The sequence below is a fragment of the Bacillus sp. AC266 genome (assembly GCF_979253805.1).
Genome location: NZ_CEEDEC010000002.1, coordinates 377,118 through 398,468, shown reverse-complemented (window position 1 = coordinate 398,468; position 21,351 = coordinate 377,118). Strand labels below are relative to the sequence as shown.

23 protein-coding genes and 1 other annotated feature are annotated in these 21,351 nt (G+C 36.5%); of the genes, 1 reads left to right on the top strand and 22 read right to left on the bottom strand.

From position 1 onward, the window contains the following. Nucleotides 1-75: 75 nt before the first annotated feature. Nucleotides 76-723, top strand: a complete 648-nt coding sequence (locus tag AC0IXC_RS09545; protein WP_002129246.1) for an MOSC domain-containing protein — start codon at nt 76-78, stop codon at nt 721-723. Nucleotides 724-825: 102 nt separating this feature from the next. On the opposite strand, the gene pheA is transcribed toward AC0IXC_RS09545, so the two are convergent. The 22 genes from pheA to AC0IXC_RS09435 form a co-directional block, all read right to left on the bottom strand. After that, nucleotides 826-1,677, bottom strand: coding sequence for a prephenate dehydratase (gene pheA, locus AC0IXC_RS09540; protein ID WP_002034155.1), 852 nt, complete (start codon nt 1,675-1,677; stop codon nt 826-828). A 97-nt stretch (nt 1,678-1,774) separates the two neighbouring features. Beyond that, a complete protein-coding gene (locus AC0IXC_RS09535; RefSeq protein ID WP_471652849.1) occupies nt 1,775-3,688 on the bottom strand; it encodes an ABC transporter permease in 1,914 nt (637 codons plus the stop codon). A 49-nt stretch (nt 3,689-3,737) separates the two neighbouring features. Next, the gene (locus AC0IXC_RS09530) at nt 3,738-5,660 is read right to left on the bottom strand and encodes an ABC transporter permease (protein WP_215590216.1); all 1,923 of its coding nucleotides are present in this window, start codon (nt 5,658-5,660) and stop codon (nt 3,738-3,740) included. Next, entirely contained in the window at nt 5,635-6,411 is a 777-nt protein-coding gene (locus AC0IXC_RS09525; RefSeq protein ID WP_471652848.1) for an ABC transporter ATP-binding protein, read from the bottom strand. Before AC0IXC_RS09525 ends, AC0IXC_RS09530 begins: the two co-directional genes overlap by 26 nt. Before the next feature lie 93 nt (nt 6,412-6,504). After that, nucleotides 6,505-7,587, bottom strand: coding sequence for a HAMP domain-containing histidine kinase (locus AC0IXC_RS09520; protein ID WP_002192470.1), 1,083 nt, complete (start codon nt 7,585-7,587; stop codon nt 6,505-6,507). Further along, nucleotides 7,577-8,284, bottom strand: coding sequence for a response regulator transcription factor (locus AC0IXC_RS09515; RefSeq protein ID WP_002192469.1), 708 nt, complete (start codon nt 8,282-8,284; stop codon nt 7,577-7,579). The genes AC0IXC_RS09520 and AC0IXC_RS09515 overlap by 11 nt, the downstream gene beginning before the upstream one ends. Nucleotides 8,285-8,456: 172 nt before the next feature. After that, nucleotides 8,457-9,740 (bottom strand): GTPase ObgE, encoded by a 1,284-nt coding sequence (gene obgE, locus AC0IXC_RS09510; protein WP_002015378.1) that lies wholly within the window; start codon nt 9,738-9,740, stop codon nt 8,457-8,459. Beyond that, complete coding sequence (locus AC0IXC_RS09505; protein WP_002015377.1) at nt 9,740-10,288, bottom strand: sporulation initiation phosphotransferase B; 549 nt, start codon at nt 10,286-10,288, stop codon at nt 9,740-9,742. Before AC0IXC_RS09505 ends, obgE begins: the two co-directional genes overlap by 1 nt. A 63-nt stretch (nt 10,289-10,351) precedes the next feature. Next, complete coding sequence (gene rpmA, locus AC0IXC_RS09500) at nt 10,352-10,642, bottom strand: 50S ribosomal protein L27 (RefSeq protein ID WP_000944957.1); 291 nt, start codon at nt 10,640-10,642, stop codon at nt 10,352-10,354. A 3-nt stretch (nt 10,643-10,645) separates the two neighbouring features. Then, complete coding sequence (locus tag AC0IXC_RS09495; protein WP_002138477.1) at nt 10,646-10,990, bottom strand: ribosomal-processing cysteine protease Prp; 345 nt, start codon at nt 10,988-10,990, stop codon at nt 10,646-10,648. An 11-nt stretch (nt 10,991-11,001) separates the two neighbouring features. After that, nucleotides 11,002-11,310 (bottom strand): 50S ribosomal protein L21, encoded by a 309-nt coding sequence (rplU, locus tag AC0IXC_RS09490; RefSeq protein ID WP_000270907.1) that lies wholly within the window; start codon nt 11,308-11,310, stop codon nt 11,002-11,004. 14 nt (nt 11,311-11,324) lie between these two features. Beyond that, nucleotides 11,325-11,403: a sequence feature (ribosomal protein L21 leader region), on the bottom strand. Nucleotides 11,404-11,480: 77 nt separating this feature from the next. Next, the gene (locus AC0IXC_RS09485) at nt 11,481-12,890 is read right to left on the bottom strand and encodes an Rne/Rng family ribonuclease (RefSeq protein ID WP_002034148.1); all 1,410 of its coding nucleotides are present in this window, start codon (nt 12,888-12,890) and stop codon (nt 11,481-11,483) included. 42 nt (nt 12,891-12,932) lie between these two features. After that, entirely contained in the window at nt 12,933-13,793 is an 861-nt protein-coding gene (locus AC0IXC_RS09480) for a M50 family metallopeptidase (protein WP_002088816.1), read from the bottom strand. After that, nucleotides 13,786-14,532, bottom strand: a complete 747-nt coding sequence (locus AC0IXC_RS09475) for a M23 family metallopeptidase (RefSeq protein WP_002034147.1) — start codon at nt 14,530-14,532, stop codon at nt 13,786-13,788. The genes AC0IXC_RS09480 and AC0IXC_RS09475 overlap by 8 nt, the downstream gene beginning before the upstream one ends. 133 nt (nt 14,533-14,665) lie before the next feature. Further along, nucleotides 14,666-15,463 (bottom strand): septum site-determining protein MinD, encoded by a 798-nt coding sequence (minD, locus tag AC0IXC_RS09470; protein ID WP_000503308.1) that lies wholly within the window; start codon nt 15,461-15,463, stop codon nt 14,666-14,668. A 2-nt stretch (nt 15,464-15,465) separates the two neighbouring features. Further along, nucleotides 15,466-16,152 (bottom strand): septum site-determining protein MinC, encoded by a 687-nt coding sequence (minC, locus tag AC0IXC_RS09465; RefSeq protein ID WP_002015372.1) that lies wholly within the window; start codon nt 16,150-16,152, stop codon nt 15,466-15,468. Nucleotides 16,153-16,187: 35 nt separating this feature from the next. Beyond that, a complete protein-coding gene (mreD, locus tag AC0IXC_RS09460) occupies nt 16,188-16,733 on the bottom strand; it encodes a rod shape-determining protein MreD (RefSeq protein ID WP_002015371.1) in 546 nt (181 codons plus the stop codon). A gap of 14 nt (nt 16,734-16,747) precedes the next feature. After that, on the bottom strand, nt 16,748-17,599 hold the full coding sequence (mreC, locus tag AC0IXC_RS09455; RefSeq protein ID WP_002129256.1) for a rod shape-determining protein MreC: 852 nt from the start codon (nt 17,597-17,599) through the stop codon (nt 16,748-16,750). Between the two features lie 41 nt (nt 17,600-17,640). After that, the gene (gene mreB, locus AC0IXC_RS09450) at nt 17,641-18,660 is read right to left on the bottom strand and encodes a cell shape-determining protein MreB (RefSeq protein WP_002015369.1); all 1,020 of its coding nucleotides are present in this window, start codon (nt 18,658-18,660) and stop codon (nt 17,641-17,643) included. A 158-nt stretch (nt 18,661-18,818) separates the two neighbouring features. Further along, entirely contained in the window at nt 18,819-19,496 is a 678-nt protein-coding gene (gene radC, locus AC0IXC_RS09445) for a DNA repair protein RadC (RefSeq protein WP_002015368.1), read from the bottom strand. Between the two features lie 50 nt (nt 19,497-19,546). Continuing rightward, entirely contained in the window at nt 19,547-20,122 is a 576-nt protein-coding gene (locus tag AC0IXC_RS09440; RefSeq protein ID WP_012261761.1) for a Maf family protein, read from the bottom strand. 219 nt (nt 20,123-20,341) lie between these two features. After that, nucleotides 20,342-21,304, bottom strand: a complete 963-nt coding sequence (locus AC0IXC_RS09435; protein WP_085312439.1) for a stage II sporulation protein B — start codon at nt 21,302-21,304, stop codon at nt 20,342-20,344. Nucleotides 21,305-21,351: the final 47 nt, after the last annotated feature.

The window sequence follows — 21,351 nt, the reverse complement described above, 5'->3', positions numbered from 1 at the left end:
AGCACAGAGTTTTTCATCATTCTCTGTGCTTTTTTAGTGATATAATATTGAAATCAATTGTAAAGGAGATCAACTATGGGAATTGAACTCGTTCACTTTAGCACTGGTAAACCGAAACAAATGAAATATGGCGAAGATAAAGAAATGATAACAGGTATATGTAAAGATCCTACAGAAGAGGCCTTCCTCTCAAAAGACGGATTCCGTGGTGATGATGTAGCGGATTTAAAACACCACGGGGGACCTGATCGCGCAGTTTGTGTGTACCCACACGAGCATTACGCACTATGGGAAGAGGAATTTCAAACTACACTTCCAGCTTCCACATTTGGCGAAAACATTACCGTAACAAATATGTTAGAGCGTGATGTTTGCATCGGAGATACATATCAACTAGGCGAAGCAATCATTCAAGTAACACAAGCTCGCGTACCTTGTAGCACAATTTCAAAACGTGTCGGTATTCCTGGCATTTTACCACGCATTGTAGCAACTGGATATACTGGCTACTTATGCCGCGTTCTTCAAGAAGGTACTGTGCGTAAAGATTCTAAAATTACATTACTAGAGCGCCCATCAAACAATGTATCTGTTTTGTTCTCTAACGAAATTTATTTTCATAATAGGAAAGATAAAGATGGCATTGAGAAGGTTCTTGCTGTACAAGAACTAGCCGAGATTTGGCGTGGTCAGTTAGAGGATCGTCTTTCGAAGTTAAAATAATAAATCCCACCTTTTATAGGTGGGACTCTATTTATCTATCATACGGTATACTAGCGACCGAAATTATATCGACTTAACTACAAAATACGACAAACACTCCCCTTACAACCAATAAGAAGAATAACTCCCCAGCACAGTAACAGAAAACCCGAGTGCTTCAAGTTCCATTGTTACGCCTGGCAATAATACATCATCGTATGCTTTGTCGACGTCGATTAAGAAAAAGTAATTTCCAAGGCCTGTTTTCATCGGGCGCGATTCAATTTTGGATAAGTTTAATTTTCTCCATGCGAAAGCTGATAACACTTGATATAGTGCCCCTGCGTAATCAGCAGGTAACGTTATCATAAGCGTCGTTTTCTCTCCTCGGTTTTCTCCGTTATTTGGGAGTACTGCTTTCTTTTTCTTATGGAGAACAAGGAAACGTGTATGATTGTTTTTATGCGTATGAATATCACGCCTTACAATTGTTAATCCGTATTTTTCTGCCGCTGCTTCATTTGCAATAGCTGCAATTTTTTCTTCAGGATGTTCTTTCACATATTGTGCAGCAGCGCTTGTTGATGTCATATCGCGAACGGTTACCCCTTTTAATTCCTCATTTAAAAATTTATGGCACTGTGCAATGGCATGTGGATGAGAATGTACAGCGTATACTTCTTTCCACACTCCTTCGTACTGCGGGTGTACGAGTAAATGTTGCTGAATTGGCACTGTAATTTCTCCTACAATGGAAAGTGGCTGCTCATGTACGAGATAATCAACCGTTATATTAACTGAACCTTCTATGGCGTTCTCTAACGGTACAACTGCGAAATCTACGTTTTCATTTGCGGCTGCATCAATACAATCTGGAATCGTTCGATACGGTACATGCTCTGCTTCCGGAAAAAAACGACTCACCGCCATATTTGTAAATGTTGCCTCTGGTCCTAAATATCCTACTCGAATCATCGTCTTTTCCCTCTCTTTTTCGTTTTCTTACTGTTATACCATACTTTTTTATATTCTTCTATGTAAATTTCGAATATTTAAAAAAGACTAGCATTCGCTAGTCTAAATGTTTCTTGTATTCTCTTTGAGCGAAGAAGAAATAAATGATACATGCAGCGATATAAAACAGAATAAACAAACCTACTTTTCTTAATGAACCGTCCATAAAGAGAGTATTATGAAACGTATATAACGCAACTGCACTATGCATACTTCCTACTATAATTGGCGCAAAAAATAGCATACATAATTGCCAACGAGAAATCTTCCACACCTCTTCCTTTGTCATCCCAAGTTTAGAGAGTGCACCATACTGTTTACGATCCGATGCAATATTATGAAACCATTTAAAATATACGATACTACATGAAGTAAGGAAGAATAATATACTAATGAATGAGCCTACAAATAGAGTAATATCACCGCCTTCTTTCATATTCACATATAACTCCATATTACTTCGAAATGCATCATTTGCATCTTGTTTCATATGTTTCCGTAAAGCTTCGTTTAATTCTTTCGTATTTTCGATATTTGGTAATGTGTAACCTCTATATATCATTTTTTCAGAATCCGGAATTGTATTTGCTATACTGTTAAAATCTTCATCATTCATGACAAAAAACAGACCATTAATGTATGAACGGTGATAGTTAAATTGTATCCCTTCTTTCTGACCGTTAAATGCGAATGGATACGCTTGATTCATTACTTGCAATTGAATCTCTTTTTGATTATATACATTTGGATAATTGCGTTTATTATAATAGACAAGTGTAACTGTTCCTTTTTTAGGATAATACATTTTCCGTTTTTGTTTTCTTGCCTCTTGATTGTATTCACTTTCCTTTATAAGCGGTGCTACCTCTGTTTCTCCCTTATTGGACTGAAAGGATGCATACACTCCAACAAAACTCATATATTGAAAATTATCATATCCATATTGATGTAATAAGTTTTCAACCTTGTCTTTCTCGAAAACTTCATGAGCAGAAGTACCTTTTTCTATGTATGAAAATGAGTGTACTCCTCCGCCACGCCACATATCTTGCATGCTAGAAAAATATAAGAACACCGTACCTGTCGCCGTAACGACAAACGTTGTTGCCATAGACAACAGAAAGAAAAAGCGACTATTTTCCTTCATTCGATGTGACAATTGATTCACTATAAATAAATACGGATATGTATACATAATCTTTTTATTTCGTTTTATCACTTCTAACAATTGGCTAACACCATGTGTAAAAGAAAAATACGTTCCAAAAAAAATAAGTATAGACACAGGGAAAAAGTATAATGCTATCGTTGGCATCGTCACTTGTAGCGCTAGCGCATATCCCGTTCCTAAACAAACAAAGCCGAATAAACAAAGCCACTTTGATGTTTTCCTCTCTCGTTTATCTGTTCGAAATTCTTTTAATAACCGTATGATTTTTATATTCCATATACGTAAAGCACTTATAAAAGATAACAGAACAAAGACGAGCATATATATAACAAACGTTACACCAATCGCTCTCATGTCAAATATGACAGGGAGTTCTTTCGGAAGGCGAAGTAACATGCTAAACACCATAAAAAAGAGTTTTAAAAAAATCATGCCAAGCCCGATACCGAAAATATTAGCGAAAATTCCGATCAATATTTGCTCGGTCATAATCACTCCTATTACGTTAGACTTCGTCGCTCCCATTAACATATATAACCCTAATTCTTTCTTACGTGCTTCTATGAAAATAGAAGTAGAGTACAAAATAAATATGACGAAAAAAGAAATAATTATAACGTTACATATGATAAGTCCCCAGCGTACATTTTGATACCACATCGTCTCTTGCATATACGGATGTACAATGACAGACATGTATGCATAAGAAGCAAATATGGCAAAACAACTACTTAAGAAAAACACTTTATAATTACGCCAATTTCCCTTTATATTTTGTAGCGCCAGTTGCCGAATGTTCATCTATCGTCCTCCTGTACCTTACTACATAGGCAAAAAGCTAGAGGTTTCCCTAGCTTTTCACGTGTTTTAAATATCCTCTTTGCGCGATCATAAAGTAAATGGCAGAAGCTAAAATATAAGCCCCTATTACAATCGCACCTGATTTCCATAAATCGATATAAAGCATTTTCCCTAACGTATGAAGAGCAAACCCACTATGAATTGTACCGATTAAAATTGGGATAAAGAAGATAACACCCATTTGTCGAATTGCAATTTTACGAATTTCTTTATCTGTCATACCGATTCTCTTTAACGATTTAAATTGAATACGATCTTGTTCTTTATCGTTAAACCATTTAAAGTATGTCATACTACAAGCGAAGAAGAAGAACAGTACAGCTACAAAGAAACCGATAAACATCGTAATTGCTCCTGATTCTCTTATATTTTTATAAGCGAGCACCGAGTTATTTAATTCCTCTTGCTTATCTGGTGCAACTTCCTTTTTCAAATCTAACACAAGGTCTTCCGTACTTTTCCAGTCTTCTATATAATAACCGTAATATTTCGTCTTTTCTTCATCTGGTACGAGCTTTGCGTATTTCTCAAAATCTTGATCATTCACAATGAGATATTCACTATCATTAAAAACAGAAAATGGAGTTGGCTCATTTAATTGAACAGACTGCGTTTGTCCGTTAATTTTAAATTCATATGGTTTTGCAAGATCTACCTTCATCATATCTTTCGCCATATCCATTATGACCATCGTTGCACTACCTGGTGCATTATGAACTCCTCTAACTTGCTCCCTCTTTTGTTTACGTGCTTCAGCATTATATTCTTTTTCTGAAACAATCGCCATCGGTACTTCATGTTCACTGTTAAACATCGTGATTTTTTGAGTTCCAGGAAGTTTTACATACGTTACTTCTCGCGCTTCTTCAAATCCATGTTTTTTTATTAATTCTTTTGTTTTCCCTTCTTTTATGACATTATGCGTATGAATGCCTTTTTCCTCATACGAAATAGCATGCGGGGTACTAGTTACTGCCTTATAACTCATATCCTCAAAAAATACGTACAGTGTACCAACTGCCGAAGATACAACCGCCGTAATGATAGAAATTACAAATAGAAAACGAGCATTATCTTTCATTTTATAAATAAGATTGCTAAGTACGAACATGTTTGGATATGTATAAAAAGATCTTTTTCTTTTTTGCAGTGCTTTTAATACGACTGTACTACCTTGTGTAAACAGTAAATAAGTTCCGCCTATCGTCAGCCCTACAATCGGTAAAAACAGTATGATAAAATTCATAAATGTCACTTGGAAGCTAAGTACATATGCAACAATAATACATCCTATACCAACTACACATAACGATGTAAATGCAAAAGGTTCTACTTTTTGTTTTCTTGCTTCTCTTAATAAATCAATAATTTGCAAGCGCCCTACTGTCCAAACACTAAACAATGATAGGATTAAAAATAGAATAAAGTATACACCAGCTGTAATAAGAATTGCTTTACTATTCCATACGAGTGGAAGTGTTTTATCTATTTTCAATATTACGCTTAATGCTTGGAAAAATAATTTTGAACAAAGCATGCCAAGCCCAATACCTACTACAATTGCAATACTACCTAACATAAGCTGTTCTAATATAATCATTCGGCCAAGTTGAGATTTTGTTCCGCCTATTAATGTTAATAGACCAAACTCTTTTTTTCTTGCTCGTAAAAATGTTGAATTTGCATATAAAATAAAGAGTGCTGAGAAGATGACTACAATATAATTCATCGATTCTAGCCCTTTTGAGATCATCTCTCTCATACTAATATTACCACTTACGACATCTGGATGATAAATAAAGGAAGCATACATGAAAAATACGACAATCGATAAACAGCTACTAATAAGGAAAGCTTTATAATTACGCCAATTTCCTTTTACGTTATTAAGCGCGAGCTGGCGAAAGTTCATGATATTCTCCTCCTAGCATCGCAAGTACGTCCAGAATTTCTTGGAAAAATGCTTGTTTCGTTCTTCCTTTATGTATTTCTGAGAAAATTTCTCCGTCGCGAATGAAAAGAATACGTTCGCAATAACTCGCCGCTACTGGATCATGCGTTACCATTGCAATTGTCACTTTCTTTTGTTCATGTAAATCTTGCAATGCACTCATTAATGATTTTGCTGACTTAGAATCTAAGTTTCCAGTTGGCTCATCCGCTAAAATTAGCGTAGGTTCATGAATGATGGCTCTCGCTGCTGCTGCACGTTGTTGTTGTCCGCCTGACACTTCATATACTTTTTTATTTAAAATTTCTTCGATATTTAAAAATTTTGCAATCTCAAGCACTTTCGCATCGATTTCATTTACAGATTTCTTCGCCATTACAAGTGGTAAAATGATATTTTCTTTAATCGATAACGTATCAAGTAAGTTAAAATCCTGGAAAATGAATCCTAAATGTGTACGGCGAAACTCCGCTAATTTTGCAGCACGCATTTGATTAATTTCTTCACCATTTACAAGCACATGACCTGAAGTTTGCTTATCAATTGTTGCTAATAAATTTAAAAGCGTTGTTTTTCCGCTTCCTGAAGGCCCCATAACCCCTACAAACTCGCCTTCTTCAATTTTAAAATTTATATCATTTAAAGCAGTCGTCGCTACTGAACCTTTTGATTGGTACACCTTTGTTAACCCTTTTACTTCAAGAACACTCATTTCTAATCCCCCTACGTGTTTTCTTCTTACATTTACTATAAGAAAAATAAGAAAAAGAAACGAGTGATTTCCCTTACAAAACGTTTTGTTATCTTACAGTTTTGTCATTTTTCTCATTAATGTATGATATTCTTCATCTTTTGCAAATTGGAACGTAACTGTTGTTCCTTCCCCTTCAGTTGATTGTACATACACTCCATGATGTAAATTACCGCAGATTTCCTTCGTAATATATAAACCCATACCTGTCGCTTCCCTTGTTTTACGGCCGTTTATTCCCGTAAAGAACGGATCAAATATACGCTTTACATCTTGCTCTGGAATACCGATTCCATTGTCCTTAATATGTAATAGCACCTTTTGATCTTTCTCTTCAATTTGAAATTGAATTTCTTTTTTCCCTGCTTCTGAAATTTTTGTATACTTAATTGCATTCACAACAATTTGGCTCATCGCGATACTAAGCCACTTTCTATCAGACGCAATCATACAAGTCTCTTCTTCAAACATCATTTTCGGAAATACAGAAGATTGAATGAACGACTTTCGATTTTCATTAATAATATCTCGAATGACCTCTATAACATTTACTACTTCTACTTTATAATCTTTCGAAAACTGATCTAACCTTGCCATATGTAACGCTAAATCTAACCCATTTAAAATACGGTTATTTTCTTCACGAATACTTTCAATCGTTCCCCTTGCTTCACGGTGTTCCTTACCATATTTCTGTAACAATAATTCAATAACGGATACTGGTGTTTTCATTTGATGGATCCATTGATTCATAAAAATCATTTGCTGTTGCTCTTTTGCATGCTGTTTATGAACTTCATTCATATATTGCTGCCTTAATAGCGTAAACGCTTCAACAACCAGTTCTTGCTCTGACGTATAAGAAGTATCGATAAGTAAAGAGTCATGTAATGTATGTCCACCGGCAATATACTGTTCTATTCTCTTTAAAAACACACTTCGTTTTCGGTAATCGTAAATAAGGTATACACTAAACACAACTGTCCCTAATAACAGTCCGTATAGCCATGTACTCCAGTCCAGCGAACGCTTTTCTAAAAGGCTTTGCAACTGCAATACGAGCCCAAATAAACAAAGGCTTATAATGTAAGAAAGGATTAAGGAAAAACGGTCTATGAGGTAGCTTTTAATCTTCATGCCCTTCGCCCCACTCAGTAAGAAGAGCATAACCGTACCCACGCTTTGTGACAATTGCATTTTTAATGCCTAACTCCTCAAGTTTCTTCCTTACACGCTTTACATTCACGGTTAATGTATTATCATCAACAAAAGCTACTTCATCCCATAAAGCCTCTAACAGCTCTTCACGTGTCACGTATTGATTTGATTGTTTCATTAAACATTCTAATAAATAAAACTCATTTTTTGTAAGTTCCGTTTGTTGACCTTTCCACTCTACTGTGTGCTGTGATGGGAATAATAACAATCCATTAACACCTAAGCAGTCACTTTCCGCGGCCAAAGCATACTCACCATACCCGCGGCGGAGTGCACTTTTCACCTTTGCCATTACGATATCTAAATGGAATGGCTTTGTAATGTAATCATCTCCGCCATTTTCAATCGCCATTACTTGATCCATTTCCCCTGTTCTTGCAGAAACAAAAATAATCGGCGCATTCGATACAGTGCGGATTTGGCGGCACCAGTAGAAGCCATCAAAGTATGGTAAATTAATATCAAGTAACACAAGATGAGGACTTACTTTTACAAACTCATCTTTTATATGCCGTAAATCGCTCACTCTGAAAGATTGATATCCATACCTTTCTAAATGCTCCTCTAATATCTCTGCAATTTTTTCATCATCTTCTACAATTAATATTTTATACATATTCCTTTTCTCCCCATAAAATATTCTTCTAAAATCACTCCTTTGTCTATTATAAATTGAAACTTTAATCAATGGGGATTTTTTCCTATATCGACTTATGGTTCACCTATATGAATTGGGTTTTCACTGGACTCAAATAACGAAAAAAAAAGACCGCCATATTTCGGCAGTCTTAATCGATAAATTCAAATTGATATTCAAGAATTTTCACAATATCTCCGTCTGTTGCACCACGTGCACGAAGGGCTTCATCAATACCCATTCCACGCATTTGACGAGCAAATCGGCGTACAGATTCATCACGTGAGAAGTCTGTCATCTTGAATGTTTTCTCAATGTCATAACCAGAAATAACAAATGTGCCATCACTTTCGCGTGTAATTTCAAAATTAGATTCAGATTCAAATTTGTACATTACACTTGCTTCAGATTCTTCTACATCATCGTACATTGGGAATTCTGGTGTTGTTTCTAATAAGTTCGCTACTTCAAATAGTAAGTCACGAACACCTTGTTTCGTTACAGCTGAGATTGGGAAAATTTTCACTTCGTCTCCCAATTTCTCTTTAAATGCTTGTAAGTTTTCTTCTGCATCTGGCATATCCATTTTGTTTGCAACAACAACTTGTGGACGCTCAGTTAAACGCATATTGTATTCTTTTAGTTCATTATTGATTGTGACATAATCTTCATATGGCTCACGTCCTTCTAAACCAGACATATCGATAACGTGTACAATTACACGTGTACGTTCGATATGACGTAAGAATTGGTGTCCAAGTCCAACGCCGGAGTGTGCGCCTTCAATTAGTCCAGGAAGGTCAGCCATAACGAAGCTGCGGTTATCACCAGTTTCAACAACACCAAGATTCGGAACGATTGTTGTAAAGTGATATTCTGCAATTTTCGGACGCGCTGATGATACAACAGATAATAATGTAGATTTACCTACACTTGGGAATCCAACAAGTCCAACATCTGCTAGCACTTTAAGTTCTAGCGTGACATCACGTTCTTGACCTGGTTCCCCGTTCTCAGCGATTTCTGGAGCTGGGTTCGTCGCTGTTGCGAAACGTGAATTACCACGGCCACCACGGCCACCTCTTGCGATTACAGCTGTTTGTTCATGCGTTACTAAATCGGCAAGAATTTCACCTGTTTTTTCATCTTTCACTATTGTTCCTGGTGGAACCTTTACGATTAAATCTTCAGATTTACGACCGTGCTGACCTTTACTCATTCCGTGCTGACCGCGATCAGCTTTGAAATGACGTTGGTAGCGGAAGTCCATTAATGTACGTAAGCCTTCCTCAACAACAAAAACAACATCTGCACCTTTACCACCGTCGCCACCTGCTGGGCCACCTTTAGGTACATACTTCTCACGACGATACGCAACCATTCCGTTACCACCGTCGCCGCCTTTTACATATATCTTGACCTGATCTACAAACATTATTTCACCACACTTTTTTCGATTAGTTGTAATATAACTGAGACTTCTTCGTCTCGTACTGTATAAGAAATGGAATACCATTTATTGTTTTCGTTCGCAAGCCACGTTTGTAGTTCTTCTACATTCGTTAGCTTTCCACGAAAATCAAAAAAGAAACGAGCATTCTCCGCGTCACTTTCAATTGTGATACAAACATAATTTTCAACATATACGTCTAAACTATGCTGAAGCATTAAGAAAAACTGATTCGTCCATGTACATACAGTCTCATCTAGATGAGATAAGTTATGTAATTTCCCTAATACTTCGTACTCCAATAAGCACGGTTGCTGTTTCCAATTATATGTTAAAATCCACTCTGAAAATAAAGGCATTGATAGCCCCATCAGATTGGATTCTTGTCTCGCTTCTTGGACAAAACGATCGATGAGCCTATGAATCTCTTCCACTTTTCCAAGGGAAAGATTTCCTTTAACCATCTGCAAACGATTGAGCCAATCATGTCTCGAGTGGCTCAACGCATCTATAATTGTCCATTTTTCATTCATTTAGATACCCCTTAATATAGAAAAACTCTAACCTGCACTCAGGTTAGAGTTTTCCGTGAGTTCTTATGCTTCTTGAGCAACAGGATATACGCTCACTTGTTTGCGGTCACGACCAAGACGCTCAAAGCGTACTACGCCGTCAACTTTCGCGTATAAAGTGTCATCGCCACCACGACCAACGTTAACACCTGGATAAATTTTTGTACCGCGTTGACGGTAAAGAATTGAACCACCTGAAACCGTTTGACCATCTGCGCGTTTAGCACCAAGACGTTTTGACTGAGAGTCACGACCGTTCTTTGTACTACCTACACCTTTCTTAGATGCGAAAAACTGAAGATCTAATCTTAACATACGTTACACCTCCTGCACTTTTTCTATTAAACGGATATACTTTCCGTAATCAAGTTCAATCGTCTTAAGTGAAACAACCAATCCTTCTAAAAGTATTTGTGCTTTTTCTGCTGTATGAACGTCTAAATCATTAGGCAATTCATACGTCAAGAATCCGCCATCACTTCCGAGTTCAATAGTTGCCTGCACATTACAAAGTTCTTCCACTGCATTTATAGAACCAAACACAACCGCTGTAGTTCCAGCACAGACAAGATCTTGTCCATGTGGCGCATAATTGGCATGTCCAGTCATTTTAAATGATCGGATACTTCCTAATTTCGTGCGACTTATCGTAATCTTAATCATCTTAACCAGAATTAAGCGTTGATAGCTTCAACTACTAGCTTAGTGTAAGGTTGACGATGACCTTGTTTCTTACGATTGTTCTTTTTCGCTTTGTATTTGAAAACGATGATTTTCTTAGCGCGACCTTGTTTTTCAACTTTCGCAGTAACTGTTGCACCCTCTACAACTGGGCTACCAACTTTCACGTTTTCGCCACCAACGAAAAGAACTTTGTCAAAAGTAACAGTTTCACCAGCTTCAACATCTAATTTTTCAATGTAGATTGCTTGACCAGCTTCAACTTTAATTTGTTTTCCACCTGTTTCGATAATTGCGTACATACTTGCACCTCCTCTTAATTACTAAGACTCGCCAAAAACGAGGTAGACATAAAATGTCTTTAGGGAACCTGTCTTGTGCGGTTGTAGCATATAGCAGTTTAGGTGCTATAAACTATAACATAAAAATATTACCATGACTCATTGACTATTGTCAATGAATGTTCTGCTAACTATTTTTTCCGTTCTACAATTTCTTTCTTACTTCCAAAACGGATAATAGCGTACTTTTCGATAATATCATCTTTGAAATAAATTTCAAATGGAATATTTTTTTGTAATTCTTTTTGTGAAAAATGTTTTTGTACTTTTTTTGAAGCACCAATCAATACAGCTTCATCCTCTATATTACCATAAGTAATAAGCTCTCTCTCTAGCTCATACGCAATTGTTTCATTAGATATAACGTAACCTGTCGCTTTACAAGGCGCACACTCTTCTAATAATACGTCACGTAACGAATGTTTCTTGCGCTTACGCGTCATCTCTAAAATACCTAACTCTGTAAACCCAAGCACTCTTGTATATGTGCGATCATCTTGTAAAGCTATCATTAAACGCTCTCTTACCTTCTCTTTATCTTCCCGTCTTTTCATATTAATAAAATCAATTAATATCATCCCGCCAATATCACGAAGTCTTAATTGACGAGCAATCTCTTCAGCAGCCATTTCATTTGTGCGAAATACGGTATCTTGTAAATTTTGTTTTCCAGTAAATTTACCTGTATTCACATCAATTACAGTCATCGTCTCCATTTGTTCTACAATTAGATAGGCACCATTTGGTAGCCACACAATTTTTTGAAGTGCTTTCTCGATTTCACGATCTATTCCAAAATGGTTAAACATCGAAGATTTTTCATTATAAAAGGATACTCTTTCTTTCCCTACTTTTTCTTCTAATTCTTTTACTATACTTCTCGTATCTACAACTATTTTTTCAATTGTTTCAATTGGGTTCTCCTGAAATACACGATCTAAAAACGTCGCTGGTTGATGAAGTAGTAAGGGCGCCTTCCCTTGATCTTCTTTTCTTTTTAACTCTTCATATAACTGCTGCAACCCTTGCATTTCAGCTTGTATTTCATCGATCGTTCCTTTTTCAGAAGCAGAACGGAAAATGTATCCACCTGTTCCTTCTACTTCAATTCCCAGTAACTGTTGTCTTCTTTTATTATTTTTTATTTTCCGAGAAACAGCGCGCATTTCATCATAGGGCATGTAAACGACATATTTTCCGGTAAATTCTATCTTCGCCGTTAATTTTGGCCCCTTCGTATCAATTGCCTCTTTCACAACTTGTACAAGTATCGCCTGTCCTTCATGTATGCGATATGAAGATGGTACATCATCAAATGAAAGATATGCATGTTTTTCTAATCCGATATTTACAAAGGCTGCGTTCATTCCAGCAATTGTTCTTACGATACGCCCAACATAAATATGTCCGACAATCTCCTGCTCTTCATTCCGTTTCCATAAAAGCTCTACAATTTTTTGTTTCTCTTCTATCGCAACACGCTTTTCCGAACCAGTGTAGTTAATATATAACGTCTTCAAAATTCTTTCCTCACTTTTCATTTCTTTTCCTTACAATATAAAAGGTTAGTGTCGTCGTCAACACTAACCAATTAATTCTTCAACAGATGAGGTTGTTCGTTTTTCAGCAAAATACGCATACAACAATTCATTTTCGTCCAATGTGTAATGCTCTTTATATTTTCCATGGACGATAATAGAGTGTTTATATCCTCTGCGAAATTTTGTGAAAATCGTATATAAATGATCTTCCGTTTTCACCTCAATAGGTGCTATTTTTTCAATATCTCTTTTATTCCCATAATAACGCTCTAATAAAAAACGCATAAATGCGTACCGTCTTTGTTTCCATTCTTGATATAAAGAAATCGCTAGAAAAACGAGTAATACCCACATCATAATGTTATTACTATTCCAAAGTAACTGCCATCCTAATATTACACTAAAAAAAACACATGACAATTTCATCATCTTTTCATGTGCTTGTAAATAGGGAAAACGATATGATAATACATTAAATAATACTTTTCCACCATCAAGTGGCCAAATAGGCAATAAATTAAACCCTAAAATAATGACATTATTCCATACAAAGAAATGGTACAAATCGTCAGTTACCCAGCCCGCTTTATACAAAATGTAAGCAACTGCAATCATCCATATATGCTGAATTGGCCCCGCCATAACGACAATTAATTCTTCTTTTAACGATTTGTTCCCATGTTCTTCCATCTCAACTACACCACCAAACGGCAAAAGCTGAATTTGTTTAATACGCCAATTATAATACGCTGCGGCAAAAGCATGCCCAAGTTCATGAACTAAAACGATACAAAATAGTAATAGTAACTCTTTAAAACGTGCTGTAAAAATACCAATGACAATAATAACCCAAAACAACGGATGCACAGAAATTTTCGTGAAAACATCCCTATATTTAATCAAATGAAATCACCTGAATTGGATCAATAAATTTTTCATTCTTTTTTATTGCAAAATAAAATTTGCCATTTTTATTATTTTCATCATTACTCACTATTCCAATTTTTTGTTTCTTTGAAACGTAATCATATAATTTTACTGACATATCATTTAAATTTGCATACCATGACTCCGTACCATCAGCGTGCTGAATTTGAACTGTATTTCCAAGTTCCTCTTTCTTGCCCGCAAAAACAACTATACCTTCATTTACTGACTCCACCGTTGCATTTGTAGCCGTTTGAACAAATACACCCTGGCCGTTTTTTTGAAATCCTTGCATCACCTTTCCAGAGGCAGGAATCGCATAATCCTTTTGCTGAATAGCCTCTTCTTTTTTCTCATTTGGAGAAAAGAACACGAGAGGTTTTCCAAACTGATTTTCATACCATTTTGATATAGTAGCAAATTGAAATTCTTCTTGCATAACTTTTTCTGTAACAGCTCTAGTACCATCAAAAGAAGAAGGTGCGTTCTTAAATAAAATAGCAACCGAAAGAACTAATATTGCTGATAGCAAAACTTTGAAGAGAAAAACTTCTTTTCGAAATAGAGGATGAATTTCCTTCTCCCCCTCTTCAATAAAGACCGTTTCGCTATCAAAATCTCCTCCCGCAAAATACTGCTCTTCTTCTAGCAATTCTTGCTCTGCTTTCCTTTTCGCAATCCGCTTTTTAATTTCTTCCACACGTCTATTCTTCATACTGTCTCCTTTCTTTCGTTAGCCTTATTCAAATAGAAACAGTTATATACAGTTTGTACATATGTATGAGTTATAGAAGGAAGATATTCATGCGAAGAAAAAAGAAAGCACTCCGCATTTATGCGAAGTGCTTTTAACGGATTCCAAAGAAATTTTTCATCTTTGTAAATACCGATACTTTTTCTTGTTCAAATGCTTGTAATGGTACATTCTCACCTAACAAGCGTCTTGCAATATTACGATAAGCTATTGCTGCTTTCCCGCTAGGTTGCAGCGCTACAGGTTCACCTGTATTCGTAGCACGAATAACTTCATCATCATCCTCGACAACTCCAAGAAGCTCGATTGACAGTGTACGTACGATTTCATCAACGTCTAACATATCCTGTTCATGAAGCATATGACTACGCACACGGTTAATGACAAGTTTCGGTGGTTCAATATCCTCTTTCTCTAAAAGCCCGATAATACGATCCGCATCACGCATTGAGGATACTTCTGGTGTTGTTACAACGATTGCTTTATCCGCACCTGCTACTGCATTTTTAAACCCCTGCTCAATCCCCGCAGGACAATCAATTAATATGTAATCATAATCTTGACGTAATACTTGTATTAATTCATCCATTTGTTCAGGTGTTACCGCCGACTTATCGCTCGTTTGTGCTGCAGGTAATAAATAAAGATCATCAAAACGCTTATCTTTAATAAGAGCCTGAGGTAAACGACAACGCCCTTCAACGACATCAACAAGATCAAATACAATACGATTTTCTAGCCCCATTACTACGTCTAAATTGCGTAAACCGATATCTGTATCAATTAAACACACTTTTTTTCCAGATAACGCAAGGGCTGTACCAATGTTCGCAGACGTTGTAGTTTTACCTACTCCGCCTTTTCCAGATGTAATTACTATTGCCTCTCCCACAGCTATACAATTCCCCTTTCTAACTTTGTTAAATTAGGTCTAAGATGAGTGAGAAGTTGCAGGCGATCGACAACAATGTGATTATTCTCATTAATGTACGCACATTCTGCCGCCTCTGCTCCGTCTTCTTTCTCTTCCGGAGCCCGCATTGTCACATCACTAATTCGGAGTTGCATAGGGTTCATAATAGATGCAGCAATAACAGCTTCTGAATCTCCATCATACCCCGCATGTGCAATTCCTCTTAATGATCCCAAGACAAAAATATTCCCCCCAGCGATAACCGTTCCGCCTGGATTAACATCTCCAATTAATAATAAATTGCCTTTTACATGTAACACTTGTCCAGAGCGAACAATTTTGGAAATAGGGACAATTTCTGTTTCTTCTTTCCAAGCTATTGCTTCTGCTTTTGTTATAACATCACTTTCGATTGATTCTACAACAAGGTTCTTCTTATTGCGAATTAACGTACGAATCTCTTCTTGTTGTACTTCTGTTAAATAGCGATTTCCTACTTTAACACGCACTTCAATTAAAGAACGTCCGTCACTCTCATAGTAATGTGTAGAAAGCTTTTCATCCAATTCTTTTAGTAGCTCAGAGAATGAACAGCAATCATCTAAATGAAGTGTTATTCCATCTTTTGTCCCTTTTATCGTTACATTTTGTTGCTTTTTTTCTTCCACTAAAGTTCACCCCACCGATTCAATTCGACATAAAATTAGAAAATCCTTTTTTCTTTTTCTTCTATCGCTTTTGAAAGACGCACTAAATATCGTCTCAGTGGGAAACAAACTATTAATAAGAAAATTCCATTTAGCAATAAAGTAGCAAGGAGACGATCTGTGAAAAAGACAGATGCTGACATGTGAGTACGTCCTAACAAAGTTAAAAACCCATACACATAATACTCTAATGCTGCAATGCCAGCCAGTACGATAGAAGCGACAATAAATAAATTCAATTGTAATACTTTCATCACACTATAAACTAAATAAGCTAAAATCGGATAAGCAAATATATATATACCGACAAGTTCCGTGTATACGGTATCAAATAAGAAACCAAATAATAGTCCGTAGTAAATCCCTTGAACCGGACTATAGTACACTGTAATAAAACATAACACAATTATAAAGAAATGCGGTGCTGCTATACTGCCTTTCCAAAAGACGTCTGTTGGAACAACAGTAGAGAACATATTTTCAAATAAAAAAACAAAAAGGAGCAAAAGAGGAAGAGCTGCTCTTTTTAAAATCGTCATCATCTCTTCTCTCCCTCCTATTCTAACGGCGCTGTAGGCATATCACGTTTTGCAACTATAATATGCTCTACATCATTCAAATCAGCGGATGGTTTTACATAAGCCGTTTTTGTTAAACCGTATGGATCTGGCTGAACATCAACAATTTTCCCAATCGCAAGACCTTTAGGGAAGATATCACCAAGTCCAGATGTTACAACTAGTTGATCTTTTTGTACCTCTGCATCAGAGCTAATCTTTGTGAAAAGAAGTAGTTGTTTTTCTTTATCGTAACCTTCAATTAATCCAAAGATATTTTCTTGTCCTTGTACAATAGCAGAAACACGGTTTGTTCGGCTCATCGAACTTAACAACTCTACTGAAGATGTAAACTGAGATACACTTTTTACGCGTCCAACTAAACCTTTCGGAGTTACAACAGCCATATCTTTTTTGATCCCTTGCTGTGCTCCTTTATCAATTCCAACTAAATCGTACCATTTATCGGGATTACGAGAAACCACACTAGCTTGTACTTCCGTATAATCACCACGGGACTTTTCTTTACCAGTTAATTCTCGTAGTTTTTTATTCTCATCGTCTAAATTTTTCACTACTGCAGATAAATCTGCGGTAGAATCTAATTTTGCTTTCAGCTTTTTATTCTCTTCATACGTGCGCTTTACATCTTCTACGTTCTCGAAGAATCCGGCAACATAATTCGCTGGCTTTTGGAATACACGTTCTACAACACCGACAGTATCTTTTATAAACTGCTCTGGCCATGATAAACTGTTCCGTTCTTTCAATGAGATTCCAATCAATGCCACGAGAAGAATAATACTAACTAACAAAACAATTAATCTTTTGTTTAAGAAAAACTGTGGCACGTTCACACCCTCTTAATTTCATTGATTTTTATTTTGCAATATTATCGAGCAGCAGTTTTGAAAAGATCGATATTGTCTAATGCTTTACCCGTTCCAATTGCTACGCAATCTAATGGATCCTCTGCAACAAGAACTGGCATATTTGTTTCTTCACTAATAACTTTATCTAAGTTACGTAGTAATGCCCCGCCACCCGTTAATACGATACCACGGTCCATAATATCCGCTGCTAATTCAGGTGGAGTTTTTTCTAACGTATTTTTAACTGATTCTACAATTGCATCTACTGTATCTTTTAATGCATCTGCAATTTCTTCTGGTTGAATTAGTACTGTTTTCGGTAAACCACTTACTAAATCACGACCGCGAATTTCCATAGGCTCAATACCTTCTGGCTCGCCTGCAGAACCGATTTCTAATTTTAGTGCTTCTGCTGTTCTTTCACCAATCATTAAGTTGTAGCTTTTCTTAATGTACTGAATGATTGAATCGTCCATATCATCACCAGCAACACGAACTGATTGACTTGTTACAATACCACCTAAAGAAATAATTGCAACTTCTGTTGTACCACCACCGATATCAACAACCATACTACCAGTCGGTTCCCAAACAGGTAAGTTTGCACCAATTGCTGCTGCAAATGGCTCTTCGATTGGATAAGCATCACGAGCACCAGCTTGACGAGTCGCATCGATTACTGCACGTCTTTCTACAGCTGTAATACCAGATGGTACACATACCATTACGTATGGTTTACGTGAGAAGAATCCATTTGATTTTTGAGCTTGTTGAATGTAGTATTTCATCATTATTGCTGTTGTTTCGTAATCAGCAATTACACCATCTTTCATAGGACGAAGTGCCACTACGTTTCCTGGTGTACGACCAATCATTTGTTTTGCATCGCTACCTACCGCAACGATTTGTTTCGTATCAGTTTGTAATGCTACTACTGAAGGTTCACGTAAAACTACACCTTTCCCTTTCACATATACAAGCGTATTCGCTGTTCCTAAGTCTATTCCAAGATCGCGAGTAAATCCACCAAATCCAAACATATCATTTATCTTCCCTTCTTATTTTCACGGACTCATTTTTCTTACTTTATATTTATAAAAACAGTACGTTTTTTTATATCTGCATCCTTTTTGTAGATAATTTTCTACAAAAAACTCATAAATCACATTATAAAACAAAATAAGTAAAAAGAATAGTCTTAAATATGACCTTTTTCCTTTAAACTCACGAATTTATGGTCACCTATTATGATATGATCAAGTACTTCAATTCCGATAATTCGACCACATTCTACTAATCGTTTTGTAACTTCAATATCTTCACGGCTCGGCGCCGGATCTCCTGAGGGATGGTTATGAAGACATATAATAGAGGCTGCTGCCCGACGGAACGCTTCTTTAAAAACTTCCCTTGGGTGCACAATCGACGTATTTAAACTTCCAATAAAAATAGTTTGCCTATGTATAACTTGATTTTTCGTATTCAAATATAAACAAACAAAATGCTCCTGTTGCAAAAAACGCATCTCTTCCATCATATAACTCGCACAATCTTCTGGACTTCGAATACTATATCTATTTTGATATTCTAAACGTACCATTCTTCTACCTAATTCAAAAGCAGCCATAAGCTGCGACGCCTTTGCAATCCCAACACCATGAATGCTCATCATCTCTTCTAACGTTGCATCCTTTAACATTCGTAAGCCGTCAAAATGATGTAGAATATTATCTGATAACGTTAACACCGTTTCTTCTTTAGAACCCGTTCTGAGTAAAACTGCAAGAAGTTCTCGATTCGATAAACTTCCTGCTCCTTCTAACAATAAACGCTCCCGTGGCTGTTCTTCTCTCACAACATCACGAATACCGTTCATCTCTCCACCCCTTTTTTTACGATTTCTCCTAAAGAAAACCCCATGCAATTTTACGCATGGGTTACATCGCTATCAAACTGTTTTAATTCACGGACAAGACGCGCAATTGGCAAGCCAACTACACTGTAGTAGTCCCCTTGAATATGTTGAACAAAAATAGACCCTTTACCTTGAATTCCATAGCTCCCTGCTTTATCAAGTGGTTCCTTCGATGCAACGTATACGTCTATTTCCTCTTCTGTTAATCCCCAAAATGTTACTTCTGTACGTTCATAAAAAGTTACCGTTTTTTCTTTCGATATAATTGCAACACCTGTGTATACTTCGTGTGTTTTCCCCGATAATAATCGTAACATTTCTTTCGCCTCAGCCTCATTAGACGGCTTTCCAAGAATACGCGAATCATATGTAACAATTGTATCTGCACCTAGTACAACTTGATTACTATGGTTTTCTGCCACAGCAGATGCTTTTTGCAAAGCAAGCGACATAACAATATCAGAAGGTGATGAATATGCACCAATCGTCTCTTCTACTTCACTAACAACGATTTCAAATGGCACATCTGCTAATTCAAGCAGTTCCTTCCTCCTAGGTGACCCTGAAGCTAAAATAATTTTCCTCATATTTTCTCCTTCCCTTCTCACATGAAGCAGAATAATTCCAATCAATCGTATCAAAGGAATAGTTTCCCCACAAATTCTAGAAATATCATTTTCTCTAAACAAAATAATAGTTCTTTTTAAATACGATTATATGCTGCCCATACAGAAAGCACTTTGTTCTAAATTCAAAAGAAAAGAAAGAAGTATATGTACTTCTTTCTTCGTCATTTCATTATCCTATTATTTCACTTTTTGTGAAACCATTTTTTCATACGAAAGTATACCATCAATAATAACTTGATTTAATTTAGCTACAGATTCCTTATCGCTCTTCCCTTCCTTAATCGTTTGCACCGCTATTGACGTATACGTATAAAGCTTCTTCGCATCTTCACGCTTCATACTCTTCCCTTCCTTTTCAATAGCTTTCCACTCTTTTTGAATCGCTTCTATATCTTTTGGATTACTTTTCCCACTAGTTTGTACGCTGGACACATATTTTGCTAAATGAGTATATAATGGCTGCACTTTCGCTAAAAACATTCCTACTTCTTTATCATTTTTGAGCAATGCTTTATCTGTAATATCCCAATTTTTTTTCAAAACTGAAACACCATCTTGCTTATACTGATCTATTAATTGATTAACAGCCTGTTCATCGCTCGTAATAGCAACAACTAACGCATACTTATCACCACTCGGTTTCAAAGTAGCCACGCCCCCATTACTTTTCCACTCTTCAATAGCAGCCTGTCCTTTTTCTTCAGAGGAATAAAGCCCTCCTTGAACGAAAAATAGTTTCATTGGTTCTAATGACGTTCCTACCTGTGCTTTTGGTTTTTCCTCTTTCGGTGTTGGTGTTTGTTCTGCCGTTCCACCCACCTTTTGTTCCTCATTACCTGTCTGCTTCGAAGCCGTTACCTTACCTTCTCCTGTCGTCCCTTGTCCAGTTAATAAATGAATCATACCCATCCCAAATGCAGTACCGATAATTATTGCAGTTGCAACGATTGCGATTATTGTATTGCTCCACTTCTTTCGATATTTTTCCATAGATACTGATTTCGCTTTTTGAAACGGAACGACATTTTTCGGTCTCTCACTTTCTGCTATCATCCAGTCAAACTCATCCTTCTTTTTTTCCTCATACTTCGCTTCTGTTCCATTTACTTTCACCGAGATCGTTCGTGATTGCTTGTCCATACACTCACACCTCACCTCTTGTCATTGTCCGCATCATATCATATTCA